The organism is Nesterenkonia lutea, from assembly GCF_014873955.1.
Lineage (GTDB): Bacteria > Actinomycetota > Actinomycetes > Actinomycetales > Micrococcaceae > Nesterenkonia > Nesterenkonia lutea.
On record NZ_JADBED010000001.1, the window covers coordinates 766647 to 783035 of the forward strand.

10 protein-coding genes and 3 rRNA genes are annotated in these 16389 nt (G+C 63.7%); 11 read left to right on the forward strand and 2 right to left on the reverse strand.

Translation table 11 applies throughout. The annotated features are described in order from the left end of the window. Positions 1-244: 244 nt before the first annotated feature. The 11 genes from H4W27_RS03540 (at position 245) to H4W27_RS03590 (ending at position 14203) form a co-directional block, all read left to right on the forward strand. Positions 245-1769, forward strand: a 16S ribosomal RNA gene (locus H4W27_RS03540). Between the two features lie 462 nt (positions 1770-2231). Then, positions 2232-5344 (forward strand): 23S ribosomal RNA (locus H4W27_RS03545). Between the two features lie 254 nt (positions 5345-5598). Then, a 5S ribosomal RNA gene (gene rrf, locus H4W27_RS03550) occupies positions 5599-5715 on the forward strand. The 16S, 23S and 5S rRNA genes sit together here, the layout of an rRNA operon. A 233-nt stretch (positions 5716-5948) precedes the next feature. After that, on the forward strand, positions 5949-6797 hold the full coding sequence (locus H4W27_RS03555) for a tetratricopeptide repeat protein (RefSeq protein ID WP_192594713.1): 849 nt from the start codon (positions 5949-5951) through the stop codon (positions 6795-6797). Then, positions 6794-7645, forward strand: a complete 852-nt coding sequence (locus H4W27_RS03560) for an HAD-IIA family hydrolase (RefSeq protein ID WP_192594714.1) — start codon at positions 6794-6796, stop codon at positions 7643-7645. Before H4W27_RS03555 ends, H4W27_RS03560 begins: the two co-directional genes overlap by 4 nt. Next, complete coding sequence (locus H4W27_RS03565) at positions 7642-7782, forward strand: hypothetical protein (RefSeq protein WP_192594715.1); 141 nt, start codon at positions 7642-7644, stop codon at positions 7780-7782. The genes H4W27_RS03560 and H4W27_RS03565 overlap by 4 nt, the downstream gene beginning before the upstream one ends. After that, entirely contained in the window at positions 7779-8597 is an 819-nt protein-coding gene (locus tag H4W27_RS03570) for a TlyA family RNA methyltransferase (protein WP_192594716.1), read from the forward strand. The genes H4W27_RS03565 and H4W27_RS03570 overlap by 4 nt, the downstream gene beginning before the upstream one ends. A gap of 10 nt (positions 8598-8607) precedes the next feature. Beyond that, positions 8608-9576 carry an NAD kinase gene (locus H4W27_RS03575; RefSeq protein ID WP_192594717.1) on the forward strand — a complete coding sequence of 323 codons (969 nt, stop codon included), beginning with the start codon at positions 8608-8610 and terminating at the stop codon, positions 9574-9576. Beyond that, positions 9573-11417, forward strand: a complete 1845-nt coding sequence (gene recN, locus H4W27_RS03580) for a DNA repair protein RecN (RefSeq protein WP_192594718.1) — start codon at positions 9573-9575, stop codon at positions 11415-11417. Before H4W27_RS03575 ends, recN begins: the two co-directional genes overlap by 4 nt. Before the next feature lie 35 nt (positions 11418-11452). Further along, positions 11453-13156 (forward strand): CTP synthase, encoded by a 1704-nt coding sequence (locus H4W27_RS03585; RefSeq protein ID WP_192594719.1) that lies wholly within the window; start codon positions 11453-11455, stop codon positions 13154-13156. 3 nt (positions 13157-13159) lie between these two features. Continuing rightward, positions 13160-14203 (forward strand): site-specific tyrosine recombinase, encoded by a 1044-nt coding sequence (locus H4W27_RS03590; protein ID WP_192594720.1) that lies wholly within the window; start codon positions 13160-13162, stop codon positions 14201-14203. A 22-nt stretch (positions 14204-14225) separates the two neighbouring features. On the opposite strand, the gene H4W27_RS03595 is transcribed toward H4W27_RS03590, so the two are convergent. Both H4W27_RS03595 and prpB read right to left on the reverse strand, forming a co-directional pair. Continuing rightward, positions 14226-15374 (reverse strand): bifunctional 2-methylcitrate synthase/citrate synthase, encoded by a 1149-nt coding sequence (locus tag H4W27_RS03595; RefSeq protein ID WP_192594721.1) that lies wholly within the window; start codon positions 15372-15374, stop codon positions 14226-14228. Positions 15375-15468: 94 nt separating this feature from the next. After that, positions 15469-16386 (reverse strand): methylisocitrate lyase, encoded by a 918-nt coding sequence (prpB, locus tag H4W27_RS03600; RefSeq protein ID WP_192594722.1) that lies wholly within the window; start codon positions 16384-16386, stop codon positions 15469-15471. Between the last annotated feature and the right edge of the window lie 3 nt (positions 16387-16389).

Consider the following 16389-nt stretch of genomic DNA (forward strand, 5'->3'; position numbering starts at 1 on the left):
CCTGATGGTGCCGGTAGCGGTTGTTGTTTGAGAACTCAATAGTGTGCCAAGTTTATTGATACCAAATTATTTATTTGGTTAATAACTGTGACATTACCACCCCCGTGGTAGTGATCGCAAAATTTAGCCAAGGATTCATACTGGTGTCCGTGGTTGATGGCGTAGGGATCGTGAGGGCCTTGTTTTTCTGGCAAGGTCTGGTTCTTGTGTTGTTGATCGTGGATGCCGATCTCTTATTAATTTTTTAATGGAGAGTTTGATCCTGGCTCAGGATGAACGCTGGCGGCGTGCTTAACACATGCAAGTCGAACGATGAAGACCGTGCTTGCACGGTCGGATTAGTGGCGAACGGGTGAGTATCACGTGAGTAACCTTCCCTTGACTCTGGGATAAGCCCGGGAAACTGGGTCTAATACCGGATACGACCAGTCCTCGCATGGGGTGCTGGTGGAAAGATTTATCGGTCTTGGATGGACTCGCGGCCTATCAGCTTGTTGGTGAGGTAAAGGCTCACCAAGGCGATGACGGGTAGCCGGCCTGAGAGGGTGACCGGCCACACTGGGACTGAGACACGGCCCAGACTCCTACGGGAGGCAGCAGTGGGGAATATTGCACAATGGGCGAAAGCCTGATGCAGCGACGCCGCGTGCGGGATGACGGCCTTCGGGTTGTAAACCGCTTTCAGCAGGGAAGAAGCGAAAGTGACGGTACCTGCAGAAGAAGCGCCGGCTAACTACGTGCCAGCAGCCGCGGTAATACGTAGGGCGCGAGCGTTATCCGGAATTATTGGGCGTAAAGAGCTCGTAGGCGGTTTGTCACGTCTGCTGTGAAAGCCCGGGGCTCAACCCCGGGTGTGCAGTGGGTACGGGCAGACTAGAGTGCAGTAGGGGAGACTGGAATTCCTGGTGTAGCGGTGAAATGCGCAGATATCAGGAGGAACACCGATGGCGAAGGCAGGTCTCTGGGCTGTTACTGACGCTGAGGAGCGAAAGCATGGGGAGCGAACAGGATTAGATACCCTGGTAGTCCATGCCGTAAACGTTGGGCACTAGGTGTGGGGGACATTCCACGTTTTCCGCGCCGTAGCTAACGCATTAAGTGCCCCGCCTGGGGAGTACGGCCGCAAGGCTAAAACTCAAAGGAATTGACGGGGGCCCGCACAAGCGGCGGAGCATGCGGATTAATTCGATGCAACGCGAAGAACCTTACCAAGGCTTGACATGGACCGGATCGCTGCAGAGATGCAGTTTCCCTTCGGGGCTGGTTCACAGGTGGTGCATGGTTGTCGTCAGCTCGTGTCGTGAGATGTTGGGTTAAGTCCCGCAACGAGCGCAACCCCTATCCTATGTTGCCAGCACGTCATGGTGGGGACTCATGGGAGACTGCCGGGGTCAACTCGGAGGAAGGTGGGGACGACGTCAAATCATCATGCCCCTTATGTCTTGGGCTTCACGCATGCTACAATGGCCGGTACAATGGGTTGCGATACTGTGAGGTGGAGCTAATCCCTAAAAGCCGGTCTCAGTTCGGATCGAAGTCTGCAACTCGACTTCGTGAAGTTGGAGTCGCTAGTAATCGCAGATCAGCAACGCTGCGGTGAATACGTTCCCGGGCCTTGTACACACCGCCCGTCAAGTCACGAAAGTGGGTAACACCCGAAGCCGGTGGCCTAACCCTTGTGGGGGGAGCCGTCGAAGGTGGGACTCGCGATTGGGACTAAGTCGTAACAAGGTAGCCGTACCGGAAGGTGCGGCTGGATCACCTCCTTTCTAAGGAGCAGGACCCGAGTCGGGTCCGCCATCTTATGTCGCCGTTCGTGTGACTGGTGGTTTGCTCAAGGGTGGAATATCAATGAATCGTCATCATGTTCTTGGCACTGGTTCCTCCGGTACGCCTGTGCTGCTCAGTTCGCTGAGCGGGTCACACGGGTCGGGAAGAGGTTCTGGTGTCATCTGTGCATGGTGCTTGGCACACTGTTGGGTCCTGAGACAACAATGGTTGTTTCGAGGATCTGGCCCTCGGCTTCAGGTAGCCGGCCCCCGTCAGTGGGGTTGGTGATGGTGGTGGGGGTTGTTGTTTGGGAACTGCATAGTGGACGCGAGCATCTTTTGTTCTTTTGAACAGAGTACTCGAATGATGCTGGTCGCACTTTTGGTGTGGCTGGTGTTTTTTGTGTCAATTTTTTGTCGAGCATTTATATCTGAGTGTCATCGCAGCTACTGTGATGGCGGTCGTAAGTGTTTTAGGGCGCATGGTGAATGCCTTGGTAGTAGGAGCCGATGAAGGACGTGGGAATCTGCGATAAGCCTGGTGGAGTTGATAACCGAGCGTTGATACCAGGATTTCCGAATGGGGAAACCCCGCATGCTGTGATGGTGTGTGACCACCGGTTGAATGTATAGACCGGTTGGAGGGAACGTCGGGAAGTGAAACATCTCAGTACCGACAGGAAGAGAAAACAATGTAGTGATTCTGTGAGTAGTGGCGAGCGAAAGCGGATGGGGCTAAACCGGCTGCGTGTGATACCTGGTAGGGGTTGCGTGGTCGGGGTTGTGGGACATCTCGTTGAGGATCTACCAGTCCTCAGGGTTGAGGTGCGGGCGTATAGACGAAGAAGGTTGAGTCCTTCGCCGTAGAGGGTGTGAGTCCCGTAGTTGTAATGCGTTCCGCCGGCCTGTGGATGTATCCCGAGTAGCACGAGGCTCGAGGAATCTTGTGTGAATCAGCCAGGACCACCTGGTAAGCCTAAATACTACCTACTAACCGATAGTGAATCAGTACCGTGAGGGAATGGTGAAAAGTACCCCGGGAGGGGAGTGAAATAGTACCTGAAACCATGTGCCTACAATCCGTCAAAGCATCCTATAGGGGTGTGATGGCGTGCCTTTTGAAGAATGAGCCTGCGAGTTAGTGCTCAGTGGCGAGGTTAACCCGTGTGGGGAAGCCGTAGCGAAAGCGAGTCTGAATAGGGCGTTTGAGTCGCTGGGTCTAGACCCGAAGCGGAGTGATCTACCCATGGCCAGGTTGAAGCGCGTGTAAGAGCGCGTGGAGGACCGAACCCACCTAGGTTGAAAACTGGGGGGATGAGCTGTGGGTAGGGGTGAAAGGCCAATCAAACTCCGTGATAGCTGGTTCTCCCCGAAATGCATTTAGGTGCAGCGTTGCGTGTTTCTTGCCGGAGGTAGAGCTACTGGATGGCCGATGGGCCCTACAAGGTTACTGACGTCAGCTAAACTCCGAATGCCGGTCAAGTGAGAGCGCAGCAGTGAGACTGTGGGGGATAAGCTTCATGGTCGAGAGGGAAACAGCCCAGACCACCAGTTAAGGTCCCTAAGCGTGTGCTAAGTGGGAAAGGATGTGGAGTTGCTTAGACAACCAGGAGGTTGGCTTAGAAGCAGCCATCCTTGAAAGAGTGCGTAATAGCTCACTGGTCAAGTGATTCCGCGCCGACAATGTAGCGGGGCTCAAGCACACCACCGAAACTGTGGCATTTGGTCCCTTGAGGACTGGATGGGTAGGGGAGCGTCGAACACTGCGGTGAAGCAGCAGCGTAAGCTCGTCTGTGGAGTGTGTTCGAGTGAGAATGCAGGCATGAGTAGCGAAAGACACGTGAGAAACGTGTCCGCCGAATGACTAAGGGTTCCAGGGTCAAGCTAATCTGCCCTGGGTTAGTCGGGACCTAAGGCGAGGCCGACAGGCGTAGTCGATGGACAACGGGTTGATATTCCCGTACCGGTATAAGACCGCCCATGGTGAACTGGTGATACTAACTGCCCGAATCGTGCGTGATTGGTCCCTTTCGAGGGGCTGACGTGCACGAGGAGCGCAGGACCTGAACCGGGGAGCCAAGCGTATTAACAGGTGTGACGCAGGAAGGTAGCTGAGCCCAGCGATGGTTGTCTGGGTCTAAGAATGTAGCCCGAATCCTAGGTAAATCCGGGGTTCGTTATAAGGGTGAGACTTGATGGGCCCCCACTTTGGTGGGGGATTCAGTGATCCTATGCTGCCAAGAAAAGCATCGGCGCGAGGGCTTGTACCGCCCGTACCCATAACCGACACAGGTGGTCAGGTAGAGAATACTAAGGCGATCGAGAGAACCACGGTTAAGGAACTCGGCAAAATACCCCCGTAACTTCGGGAGAAGGGGGACCACCCTGGTGATCCAGGCTTGCTTTGGTGAGCTGGTGGTGGTCGCAGAGACCAGGGGGAAGCGACTGTTTACTAAAAACACAGGTCCGTGCGAAGTCGTAAGACGATGTATACGGACTGACTCCTGCCCGGTGCTGGAAGGTTAAGAGGAAGGGTTAGCCACTTGTGGCGAAGCTCTGAATTTAAGCCCCAGTAAACGGCGGTGGTAACTATAACCATCCTAAGGTAGCGAAATTCCTTGTCGGGTAAGTTCCGACCTGCACGAATGGAGTAACGACTTCCCCGCTGTCTCAACCGTGGACTCGGCGAAATTGCACTACGAGTAAAGATGCTCGTTACGCGCAGCAGGACGGAAAGACCCCGAGACCTTTACTATAGCTTGGTATTGGTGTTTGACATCACTTGTGTAGGATAGGTGGGAGACTGTGAAGCGGCCACGCTAGTGGTTGTGGAGTCATCGTTGAAATACCACTCTGGTGTTGTTAGGCATCTAACTTCGGGCCCTGATCGGGTCCAGGGACAGTGCCTGGTGGGTAGTTTAACTGGGGCGGTTGCCTCCTAAAGAGTAACGGAGGCGCCCAAAGGTTCCCTCAGCCTGGTTGGCAATCAGGTGTCGAGTGTAAGTGCACAAGGGAGCTTGACTGTGAGAGCGGCAGCTCGAGCAGGAACGAAAGTTGGGACTAGTGATCCGGCGGCACCGTGTGGAAGGGCCGTCGCTCAACGGATAAAAGGTACCTCGGGGATAACAGGCTGATCCTGCCCAAGAGTCCATATCGACGGCATGGTTTGGCACCTCGATGTCGGCTCGTCGCATCCTGGGGCTGGAGTTGGTCCCAAGGGTTGGGCTGTTCGCCCATTAAAGCGGTACGCGAGCTGGGTTTAGAACGTCGTGAGACAGTTCGGTCCCTATCCGCTGCGCGCGCAGGAGATTTGAGAAGGTCTGTCCTTAGTACGAGAGGACCGGGACGGACGAACCTCTGGTGTGTCAGTTGTACTGCCAAGTGCACCGCTGATTAGCTACGTTCGGGATGGATAACCGCTGAAAGCATCTAAGTGGGAAGCCGGCTTCAAGATAAGATCTCCGTCACCTTCGGGTGTGAAGGCTCCCAGCTAGACTACTGGGTTGATAGGCCAGATGTGGAAGCGCAGCAATGCGTGAAGCTGACTGGTACTAATAAGCCGATCACTTACACCACACTCAGTGGTGCTCGATGAGTTTATTGAACACTGCGTGTTCGCGTCCACTAGGCGGTTCTCTGCCAACAACCCTGCACTATTTCCCTGTTCTTTTACAGGGGGTGGTGTGGTGGGTCAGAAGAGAACGTGTTTTGTTTTTGAATAGTGTTGTTGTGAGTTTAGGTTTACGACACCGTGTACCCCGTCATGAGGACCGGACCCTGTTTGGGTTGGTTGTTGTGGTGGTGTGGGAATCTGGTGTTGTTCTAGAGTTACGGCGGTCATAGCGTGGGGGAAACGCCCGGTCCCATCCCGAACCCGGAAGCTAAGGCCCACTGCGCCGATGGTACTGCACACTGGAGTGTGTGGGAGAGTAGGTCGCCGCCGGACACTTTTTGTTGAGAGGGTTGAAGCCCGGTCCCCTTTGTGGGACCGGGCTTCACCTGTATCCGGGCACAATCGCCCGAGGAGAACATCGCACAGCAGCACCTGTCCTCTCCGGCCGACCGACTCCGTCGTCTCCGCAGCGCCCGTGAATGCCGCGCACCGCCAGGAGGGTCCCTCATCGTGAAGCGGTATCCTGAGAGGGCCCTGCGCACGTAATCCAAGGAGAACCCCCACCCATGTACGACGAGTCCTGCGGAGACCGCCCCAGGCCCCCGCGCAATCCGCGCGACCTGCGCCGGTCCAACAGCGAGGATCGCACGCGTTCTCCCGAGATCGATGAGGATGTCACCGGCAAGGAGCTGGATCGCCCTGCCCTGCTGCAGCTGCGCACGCTCAACGACACCAACCGCCCCTGGGTGGCCCGCCACCTCGTGATGGCCGGACGCCTTGTGGACATAGACCCTCAGCTCGCCTTCGAGCATGCCCTTGCCGCCTCCCGTCGCGGAGGACGACTTGCGGTGGTCCGCGAGGCGGTGGGCCTGACCGCCTACGCCGCGGGGGACTACGCCGAGGCGCTGCGCGAGCTGCGCACGTATCGCAGGATCAGTGGAGACCAGACCCACCTGCCCGTTCAGGCTGACTGCGAACGCGGACTCGAGCGTCCACAGAAGGCGATCGAACTGGCCGAGTCCTCCGACGCGGCCGACCTCAAGGGACCCGTGCGGGCCGAGATGGCAATGGTCATCTCCGGCGCCTATACGGACCTCGGCGACCACGCCTCCGCCGTCACTGCGCTGGAGATCCCGGAACTCGACATCAACCGCGCCTTCAGCTTCTCCCCGCGGCTCTTCACCGCCTACGCCGCGGCACTCGAAGCGACGAGCCGCGAGGACGAGGCCCAGCGCTGGTACGAGCAGGCCTTCGCTGCAGAGCGCGCGCTGGGGTCAGGGGCCTTCGAGGACCCCGAGATCCTCGACTTTGACGATGAGCCGGCTGAACTGCCCAAGGTCAAGGACGTGCTCGGACGCTCGGGTGAACGCGGCGGTGAGCGCAGTCAGGACCGGCGCCACGGAGGACGTGGATGACGGCAGGTCTGATCCACTCCTATGACGGAGTGCTCTTCGACCTCGACGGTGTGCTCTACGCCGGACCCTCCGCGATCGACGGCGCCGCCGAGGCCGTCGAGGAGCTGGTGCGTCTGGAGGTTCCCCGCGCCTACGTCACGAACAACGCCTCACGTTCAGCGCAGCAGGTTGCCGAACACCTGCAGTCACTGGGCATCCCGGCGCTGACCGAGGAGGTCTTCGGCTCGGCACCCGCCGGGATCATTCTGCTGACGGAGTCCGTGGCACCAGGTGCCAGCGTCCTGGTCACTGGCAGCGACTACCTGCGTGAGCTGGTCGAGCAGGCCGGGTTCGTCGTCGTCCGTTCGTCCGTGCAGACGCCGGACGCAGTGATTCAGGGCTTCGATCCCTCCCTGAGCTGGGCCGATCTCGCAGAAGCCTCCTACGCCATCAATGCCGGGGCGCAGTGGTTCGCCACCAACCTCGATCTCAGCATTCCCCGTGAGCGAGGCATCGCCCCGGGCAACGGGGCGCTCATCGAAGCTGTGGGTCGCGCCACCGGCCAGCGGCCCCGTGCCGCTGGCAAGCCGGAACCGGTCATGTTCACCCAGGCCGCCCAGTATCTGCAGCTGACCAACCCGCTCGTGGTGGGGGACCGGCTCGACACCGATGTTCTCGGAGGCAACCGGGCGGGCTTCGACACCACGCTGGTGCTCACCGGCATCGACTCCGAGGCCGCCGCCGCCCAGGCCGAACCGGAATCCCAGCCCCGCTGGATCATCGAGCACCTCGGCGCGCTGTTCGACGGAGCTCACCGTCCCGTGCGGACCGCCGAGCATCCGGCCCCGCAGCAGGGCCCGAGCACATGAATCAGGACGAGCCCGACGATGCCGAGACGAATGCGCCGCTCAGTCTCGAGGAGCTCGAAGCCGAGATCACCCGCTCCGAAGGGCTGGTCCAGGACCTGAGCCAGCGGCTGAGACAGACCACCGACGAACCCTCATGAACGACGCCGGCAGCAGGCTTCGTCTGGACAAGATGCTCGTCGCTCGCGGGCTGGCGCCCAGCCGCACCCGTGCGGCGCAGCTGATCGCCGCGGACCAGGTCACGGTGGACGGCGCCCCGGTGCACAAGCCCGCCGCGCTGATCGACGAGTCCCAGCACCTCCAGGTCCGCGCGCAGGACCCCTGGGTCAGCCGGGCCGCGCACAAGCTTGTCGGCGCCCTGGCGGCGTCCCCCCAGGTCACCGTGCAGGGTGCCCGCTGCCTGGACGCGGGCGCCTCCACCGGAGGGTTCACCCAGGTGCTGCTGCATGCCGGAGCCCGCGAGGTGGTCGCCGTCGACGTCGGACATGGTCAGCTGCACCCGGACATCGCCGCGGACCCCCGGGTGCAGAACCACGAGGGACTGAACCTGCGGCACCTGAGCCGTGGTGACCTGGGCGACCCGTTCGACCTCATCGTGGCGGACCTGTCCTTCATCTCCCTGCGCCTGGTGCTCCCCGCGCTCGCCGCGCAGACTCACCAGGCCACGGACCTGCTGCTCATGGTCAAGCCCCAGTTCGAGATCGGTCGTGGCCGACTGGGCCGCACCGGTGTGGTGAGCAGCCCCGCGCTGCGCCGTGAGGCCGTGGAATCGGTCCTGCACGCCGCCGCCGCCCAGCAGCTGAGCCTCGTCGGGGTCCACCGCTCGACGCTGACCGGTCAGGACGGCAACGCCGAATTCTTCCTCCAGCTGGGCCGCGCCGAGCTCGGCACAGCCTCCTCCGCGGATGCGGCACAGCTGATCAGCGATAGGCTGGGCAAGGTCGAGTTCGACTGAAGGAGGCTCCATGACCAGAGAGATCCTGGTGCTCGCCCATACGGGCAGGCGTGACGCCGTGGAAGCCGCTGTCACGGTGGCGGAGCGACTCCACAGTGCGGGCCTGCGCCCCGTCATGCTCGAGCGCGACATCACCGCCCTGAACCACGTGCTGGGTGACCGGCTGCAGGGACTGAGCATCGCGGTGGCCGAGCACGAAGTGCCGCTGGCCGACTGCGAGGTCGGCATGGTCCTCGGCGGAGACGGCTCCATCCTCCGCGCGGCGGACCTGGTGCGCACGAAGCGCCTGCCGCTGATGGGAGTCAACCTCGGTCATGTCGGCTTCCTGGCTGAGTCCGAGCGGACCGAGCTCGACGCCTCCGTGCAGTGGGTCGTGGATCAGAACTACACCGTGGAGCGACGGATGGCGCTGGACGTCCAGGTCTGGCAGGCGGGCCGTCATGTGGGCAGCAGCTGGGCGCTCAACGAGGCCAGCATCGAGAAGCAGTCCCGGGAACGCATGATCGACCTGGTGATCGAGATCGACGGCCGACCCGTCTCCGCCTTCGGCTGCGACGGCGTGGTCATGGCAACCCCCACCGGATCCACCGCCTATGCCTTCTCCGCGGGCGGTCCCGTGGTCTGGCCTGAGGTGCAGGCCCTGGTGATGGTCCCCATCTCCGCCCACGCGCTCTTCTCCCGCCCCCTGGTGACCGATCCCGACTCCATCATGGCCGTGGAGGTCCTCCAGCGTGAGGAGGAGCAGGGCGTGCTCTGGTGCGACGGCCGTCGCTTCATGGAGCTGCCCCCGGGCTCCCGCGTCGAGGTGACACGCTCGGCTGAGCCTGTCCTGCTGGCACGGGTCCATCAGACCCCGTTCTCCGAACGCCTGGTGGACAAGTTCAACCTGCCCACCACCGGGTGGCGCGGACCCGTCGACCCGGCGAACCAGGTCGAGACCCTCGAGCCATTCCAGAGCGAGGAGGCGGTCGAACGGTGATCGACTACGTCACCATCAGCGACCTCGGCGTGATCGAACACGCGGAGCTGCCACTCGATGCCGGGCTCAATGTGGTCACCGGCGAGACCGGCGCGGGCAAGACCATGGTGGTCACCGCGCTGGGTCTGCTGCTCGGAGCTCGTGCTGAGGCCAGTGCCATTCGCTCGGGAGCGCCGCAGGCCACCGTTGATGCCGGGATCACCGTGCCCAGCACCCACCGCTGCGTCAGCCTCGCCCAGGACGCAGGCGCCTGGCTGGAGACCCCAGAGCCCCTGAAGGCCCCAGAGAACCCCGAGGCTCCAGAGGCCCCAGAGATCCTGGAAACCTCGGACGGCGCCGCAGCCCAGAAGACTCCTGCCGCATCCGCAGCGACCCCGGCCGGCCAGGTCGAGATCCTGCTGGGCCGCACGCTGAGCAGCAAAGGACGCAGCCGGGCGAACGTGAGCGGCCGCAGCGTGCCCATCGCACTGCTCGGCGAGATCGGCAGCTCCCTGGTCACGGTCCACGGTCAGAGCGACCAGCTGCGGCTGCGCTCCTCCGCCGCGCAGCGTCGCGCACTGGACCGCCACGCCGGGGCCGAGTTCGCCCAGGCGCTGAGCACCTACCGCGAACAGTTCTCCGGCTACCAGCGCAAGGTCGCCGAGCTCGAGGAGATCACCACCAACGAGCGCGAACGACGCCGCGAAGCCGAACAGCTGCAGCAGTCCCTGGAGCAGATCGACGCCGTGGAGCCGCTGCCCGGTGAGGACCAGGAGCTGAAGACGGAGTCCCTGAAGCTGGAGAACGTGGAATCCCTGCGCGAGGCCGCCCGCTCCGCGCAGCTCTCCCTCTCCGGCCCCGATGCTGCCGAGGTCCTGGACGATGCCCCGCACGCCGTGGCCCTGGTGGAATCCGCCGCCACGGCGCTGGCCGCGGTCCAGGAGCAGGACCAGGAGCTGGGACAGATCGCCGAGCAGATCTCCTCGGTCTCCAGCCTGCTCAACGACGCCGCCTCCGAGCTTGGCATCTATGCGGCGAACCTCGATGAATCCGGCCCCGAGCGGCTCGCCGAGGTCCACCAGCGCCGCGCAGACCTGGAACGACTCATCCGGCTCTACGGCCCGGACATCGACGCCGTGCTGGCCTGGGCCGAGGATGCCCGCGCCCGGCTGCACAGCCTGCAGTCCGATGCGGACCGGATCGAAGAGCTGAGCGCGGAGATCGGCGAGCTGGGAGCCCACCTCTGGGCCCAGGCCGAGGAGCTGCGCCGTCGTCGTCTCCAGGCGGGGGAGCAGCTCGGCGCCGCGGTCGGTGAAGAGCTGGCCGCGCTGGCCATGCCGCAGGCACGCATGGTCATCGACGTCGCCGAGACCAAGGAGCTCGGGCCCGACGGCGCCGACACCGTGGCCATGCTGCTCGCGCCGCACCCCGGAGCCGATCCGCTGCCGCTGGGCAAGGGAGCCTCAGGCGGTGAGCTCTCCCGCGTCATGCTCGCGCTGGAGGTGGTGCTCGCCGAGGGCTCCGAGACCGAGACCTTCATCTTCGACGAGGTGGACGCCGGCGTCGGCGGCAAGGCCGCCGTGCAGATCGGCCGACGGCTGGCGATGCTGGCCCAGCACCGGCAGGTCATCGTGGTGACCCACCTGCCGCAGGTCGCCGCCTACGCGCAGAACCACATCCGGGTCTTCAAGTCCTCGGTGCAGGACAGCTCGGTCTCCGGCGGCTTCACCGCCTCTGACGTGACCCCCCTGAACGAGGAGCAGCGGGTCAGCGAACTGGCGCGCATGCTCGCCGGCCAGGAGGACTCCGAATCAGCGCGCGCCCATGCCCGCGAACTCATCAGCGCAGCCGCTGCGCTGTAGCTCACAGGCATGGCACTACATCCACCTCCCGTTCAGTGTTAGGATCGAACTCCGTGGTGCAGAGAAACAGTTCCAGGAACCAGAACAGCCTCCCTACTAGTCGACAGATCTTTGTCACGGGAGGTGTGGTCTCCTCCCTCGGCAAGGGCCTGACCGCCTCCTCCCTGGGGCATCTGCTCCGGGCCCGTGGCCTCTCCGTGGTCATGCAGAAGCTGGATCCCTATCTCAACGTGGATCCCGGCACGATGAACCCCTTCCAGCACGGCGAGGTCTTCGTCACCGAAGACGGCGCCGAGACGGACCTGGACATCGGACACTACGAGCGCTTCCTCGACGAGAACCTCGACGGCGTCAACAATGTGACCACCGGTCAGATCTATTCCACCGTCATCGAGAAGGAACGCCGCGGGGACTACCTCGGCGACACCGTCCAGGTGATCCCGCACATCACCAACGAGATCAAGCGGCGCATGCGCCTGCCCGCCGAGGGCAAGGACGCCCCCGATGTGATCATCACCGAGATCGGCGGCACCGTCGGCGACATCGAGTCCCAGCCGTTCCTCGAGGCCGCCCGGCAGGTCCGCCAGGACATCGGCCGGCAGAACGTCTTCTTCCTCCACGTCTCCCTGGTGCCCTATATCGGCCCCAGCCAGGAGCTGAAGACCAAACCCACCCAGCACTCGGTGGCCGCCCTGCGCTCGATCGGCATCCAGCCCGACGGCATCGTGCTGCGCAGCGACCGCGAGCTGCCCTCCGAGATCCGCGGCAAGATCTCACGGATGTGCGATGTGGTCGAGGATGCGGTCATCAACTGCGCCGACGCCCCGAGCATCTATGACATTCCGCGGATCCTGCACCGCCAGGGGATGGACGCCTATGTGGTCCAGGCCCTGGACCTGAAGTTCAAGGACGTGGACTGGTCCAAGTGGTCCAAGCTCGTCAACGCCGTGCACCATCCCGATCACGAGGTTGAAGTGGCGCTGGTGGGCAAGTACATCGACCTTCCCGACGCCTACCTCTCGGTCACCGAGGCTCTGCGCGCCGGCGGATTCGCCCACAGCACCCGGACCAAGATCCGCTGGGTCGCCTCCGACCTGTGCGCCTCCGAAGAAGGTGCGGCCAAGGCGCTGGAGGGCGTGGACGCGATCTGTGTGCCAGGCGGCTTCGGCGTGCGCGGACTCGACGGCAAGATCGGGGCGCTGCGGCATGCCCGCGAGCACGCCGTCCCGGCCCTGGGCCTGTGCCTCGGACTGCAGACCATGGTCATCGAATACGCCCGCAACGTGCTGGGCCTGACCGAGGCGAGCTCCACCGAGTTCGATCCGCAGACCGGCTACCCGGTGATCGCCACGATGGCAGAGCAGGAAGCCATCGTCGAAGGAGCCGGGGATCTGGGGGGCACCATGCGCCTGGGCGCCTATGACGCCAAGCTCATCGAAGGCTCGGTGGTCGCTGAGACCTATGGGTCCACGCTGATCTCGGAGCGGCACCGGCACCGCTACGAGGTCAACAACACCTATCGCGAGCAGCTCACCGAGGCCGGGCTGGTCTTCTCCGGCACGTCCCCGGACGGGACGCTCGTGGAGTTCGCGGAGCTGCCGCGGGAAGTCCACCCGTACTACGTCTCCACCCAGGCGCATCCTGAGCTGAAGTCCCGGCCCACGAACCCGCATCCGCTCTTCGCCGGTCTGATCCGCGCAGGGCTGGACCGTCAGCTCGCCCAGGGCGGACGCGGCTGAGTCATGACTGACCAGGACGGGTCCGCCGGTCCTGAGCAGGCACGGGAACGGCACATCCAGCTCCGTCTGGAGGTGCCGTCCTCGCCTGTGGGCGCCGAGATCGAGGACTACCTCACCCATCTGCGCATCGAACGCGGCTCGGCGGCGAACACGCTGAGCTCCTACCGCAACGACCTGCTGCGCTATGGCGCGTTCCTGCTCGACCGGCGGGTCGAGGAGCTGCGCGGGATCGATGAGTCTCTGATCGCTGACTTTCTGCAGCGGCTGAGCACCGGCGACGACGGCGGCTCGGCCCTGTCCCAGCGGTCCATGGCCCGAGTGCTGGCCTCCGTGCGGGGCGCGCACCGCTATTGGGCCGGCGAGGGGCGGACCACCCATGATCCGGCGAAGCACGTGTCCGCGCCCAAGCCGCGCCAGTCGCTGCCCAAGGCGCTCAGCGTGGACGAGGTTCAGCGGCTCCTGGATGCCCCGAGCCGGGACACCGAGCTGGGCCGCAGGGATCGCGCGCTGCTGGAGTTCCTCTATGCCACCGGTGCCCGGATCACCGAGGCGGTGAGCCTGGACGTGGATGACATCCATGAGCTCCGCGCCCAGCCCGCCGCGTCAGGCGCCCAGCCCGCGGACGGGCTGGTCATCGTCCGGGTGACCGGCAAGGGGGACAAGCAGCGCATGGTCCCGGTGGGGCGCTACGCCCAGCAGGCCATCAACGACTATCTCACCGCCGGCAGACCGGCCCTGGCCGCTCGCATCGGGCGCCGCGCGCCGTCGCCCGCGCTGTTCCTGAACAGGCTCGGCGGCAGGCTCTCCCGGCAGTCCGCCTGGACCGTGCTGCAGACCCATGCCGCGGCCGCGGAGATCGGCCAGGAGGTCTCCCCGCACACGCTGCGCCATTCCTGCGCGACGCACCTGCTCGAAGGCGGCGCTGGAATCCGCCTGGTCCAGGAGATGCTGGGCCATGCCTCGGTGACCACCACACAGATCTATACGAAGGTCACGGCAGAGGCGCTGCAGGAGAGCTACGCCACCGCACATCCGCGGGCCCGCTGAGGCCCGAGAGCGCAGTTCACCCTCAGAGGCTGCGCTCGTCCGGTCCGCTGTACGCGCTCAGCGGGCGGATCAGCGAGTTGTCGGCGCGCTGCTCCTGGATGTGCGCCGTCCAGCCGGTGATCCGTGCGGCGATGAACAGCGGAGTGAACATCTCCGTGTCGAATCCCATCAGGTGGTAGGTCGGGCCGGCCGGGTAGTCGAGGTTGGGCAGGATGTTCTTCGCCTCGCCCATGGCGGCCTCGAGTCCGTCGTAGAGACCCATGAGCTCCCCGCGGCCGTAGTACTCGACCATCGCATCCAGCGCCTGCTTCATGGTCGGCACCCGCGAGTCCCCGGACTTGTACACGCGGTGCCCGAAGCCCATCACCTTGCGCTTCTCGGCCAGCGCCTGCTCCATCCAGGTCTTGGCCCGCGCCGCAGCCTCTTCGCGGGTCTCGTCCTTGTCGATGCCGATCTCCTCGAAGGTATGCATCACCGCCTCGTTGGCACCGCCGTGCAGCGGTCCCTTCAGGGCACCGATCGCAGCGGTCACCGCGGAGTGCAGGTCCGACAGCGTGGAGGTCACCACGCGGGCGGTGAAGGTCGAGGCGTTGAAGGAGTGCTCGGCGTAGAGCACCATCGAGACCCGGAAGGCGTCGACCACCTCTTCGGGCGCCTCCTCCCCGAACGTCATCCAGAGGAAGTTCTGCGAATAGTCCAGATCATCGCGCGGCTCCACGACCTCCTGCTTCCTGCGCCGACGCTGGTCATAGGCGACGACGGCGGGGAACGCGGCGAAGAGCTCCTTCGCCTTGCGCAGCTCCACCTCGGGGGAGGAGTCCCCCGACTGGGGATGGTTCGCTCCGAGCACGGAGACCGCAGTGCGTCCCACGTCCATCGGGTGCGCATCCAGGGGCAGCAGATCGATCGCCGCCTTGACCCGAGAGTCCAGCGCCCGGTGGGAACGCTCCAGCGCGATGAACTCGTCCTTCTCCTCCTGCGTGGGCAGCTCGCCGGTCCAGAGCAGCAGCGCCACCTCCTCGAAGGAGAGCTGGGCGGCGAGCTGCTGGACCGGGTACCCGCGGTAGAGCAGAGAGTTCGACTCAGGGTTCACCTTGGAGACGGCGGTGTGGTCGGCGACCACACCGGCCAGTCCCTTGTAGATCTTCTCGGAATTGGTCTGTTCGGTCATCAGGGACCTCCTCGGTCATTGCTGCATGTTGCTGCATGTTGCGGCGTCTGTTGCCGCGTCTGTGCGGTGCGTGGCGTGCTGCGGGTCCAGCGGTTCAGGAAGAGCTGCTGTGCACATCGGGGACGTCGAAGTTGAAGATGGACGTGTCGAAGGCGTTGTAGCCCTCGTAGTCGACCAGCTCATAGAGCCGCGCGCGTGTCATCATCTCGGCAACCGCACTCTGCTGGGAGCCCTCGGCGACCAGCGTATCCAGGGTGCGCTCGATCGCACCCATGGCTGAGCGCAGCGAGGTCACCGGGTAGATCACCATCGCCACCCCGGCTTCGGCCAGCTCCTCGCGGGTGAACAGCGGAGACTTGCCGAACTCGGTCATGTTCGCCAGCACCGGCACATCCACCGCCTCACAGACCGCCGCGAACTCGCTGAGGTCCTTCATGGCCTCAGGGAAGATCGCATCGGCCCCGGCGTCGACCAGTGCCTTGGCGCGCTCGATCGCGGGCTGCAGGCCCTCGACGGCGCGCAGGTCGGTCCGCGCCATGATCAGGAAGTTCTCATCCCGACGGCCGCGGGCGGCCGCCGCCACCCGCTGCGTGGCGGTCTGCAGATCGACCAGGTTCTTGCCATCGAGGTGACCGCAGCGCTTAGGGTTGAACTGGTCTTCGATGTGACACCCGGCGAGTCCAGCGTCCTCGAGCTCCTGGACGGAGCGGGCCACGTTCATCGGTTCGCCGAAGCCGGTGTCGGCGTCGACCAGCGCGGGGAGGTTCGTGGCGCGGGCGATCTGGCCGGCCCGCTGGGCGACCTCGGTCAGTGTGGTCAGTCCGATGTCGGGCAGACCGAGCTCATTGGCCAGCACGGCGCCGGAGATGTAGATGCCGTCGAAGCCCTTCGCCTCGATCAGCGGGGCGGAGAGCGGGGTGAAGGTGCCCGGGAACTGGCGCGCCGCCCCGGGGGTGAGCATGGCGCGCAGATCCACGCGCTTCTGCGCGGGCGTGGTGGAGGAGTAGAGCATGGT

What these genes read in the sequence shown, in the direction of transcription:
- H4W27_RS03555 (WP_192594713.1), top strand. Translation starts at nt 5,949, where the DNA reads ATGTACGACGAGTCCTGCGGAGACCGCCCCAGGCCCCCGCGCAATCCG.
- H4W27_RS03560 (WP_192594714.1), top strand. Translation starts at nt 6,794, where the DNA reads ATGACGGCAGGTCTGATCCACTCCTATGACGGAGTGCTCTTCGACCTC.
- H4W27_RS03565 (WP_192594715.1), top strand. Translation starts at nt 7,642, where the DNA reads ATGAATCAGGACGAGCCCGACGATGCCGAGACGAATGCGCCGCTCAGT.
- H4W27_RS03570 (WP_192594716.1), top strand. Translation starts at nt 7,779, where the DNA reads ATGAACGACGCCGGCAGCAGGCTTCGTCTGGACAAGATGCTCGTCGCT.
- H4W27_RS03575 (WP_192594717.1), top strand. Translation starts at nt 8,608, where the DNA reads ATGACCAGAGAGATCCTGGTGCTCGCCCATACGGGCAGGCGTGACGCC.
- H4W27_RS03590 (WP_192594720.1), top strand. Translation starts at nt 13,160, where the DNA reads ATGACTGACCAGGACGGGTCCGCCGGTCCTGAGCAGGCACGGGAACGG.
- H4W27_RS03595 (WP_192594721.1), bottom strand. Translation starts at nt 15,374, where the DNA reads ATGACCGAACAGACCAATTCCGAGAAGATCTACAAGGGACTGGCCGGT.
- prpB (WP_192594722.1), bottom strand. Translation starts at nt 16,386, where the DNA reads ATGCTCTACTCCTCCACCACGCCCGCGCAGAAGCGCGTGGATCTGCGC.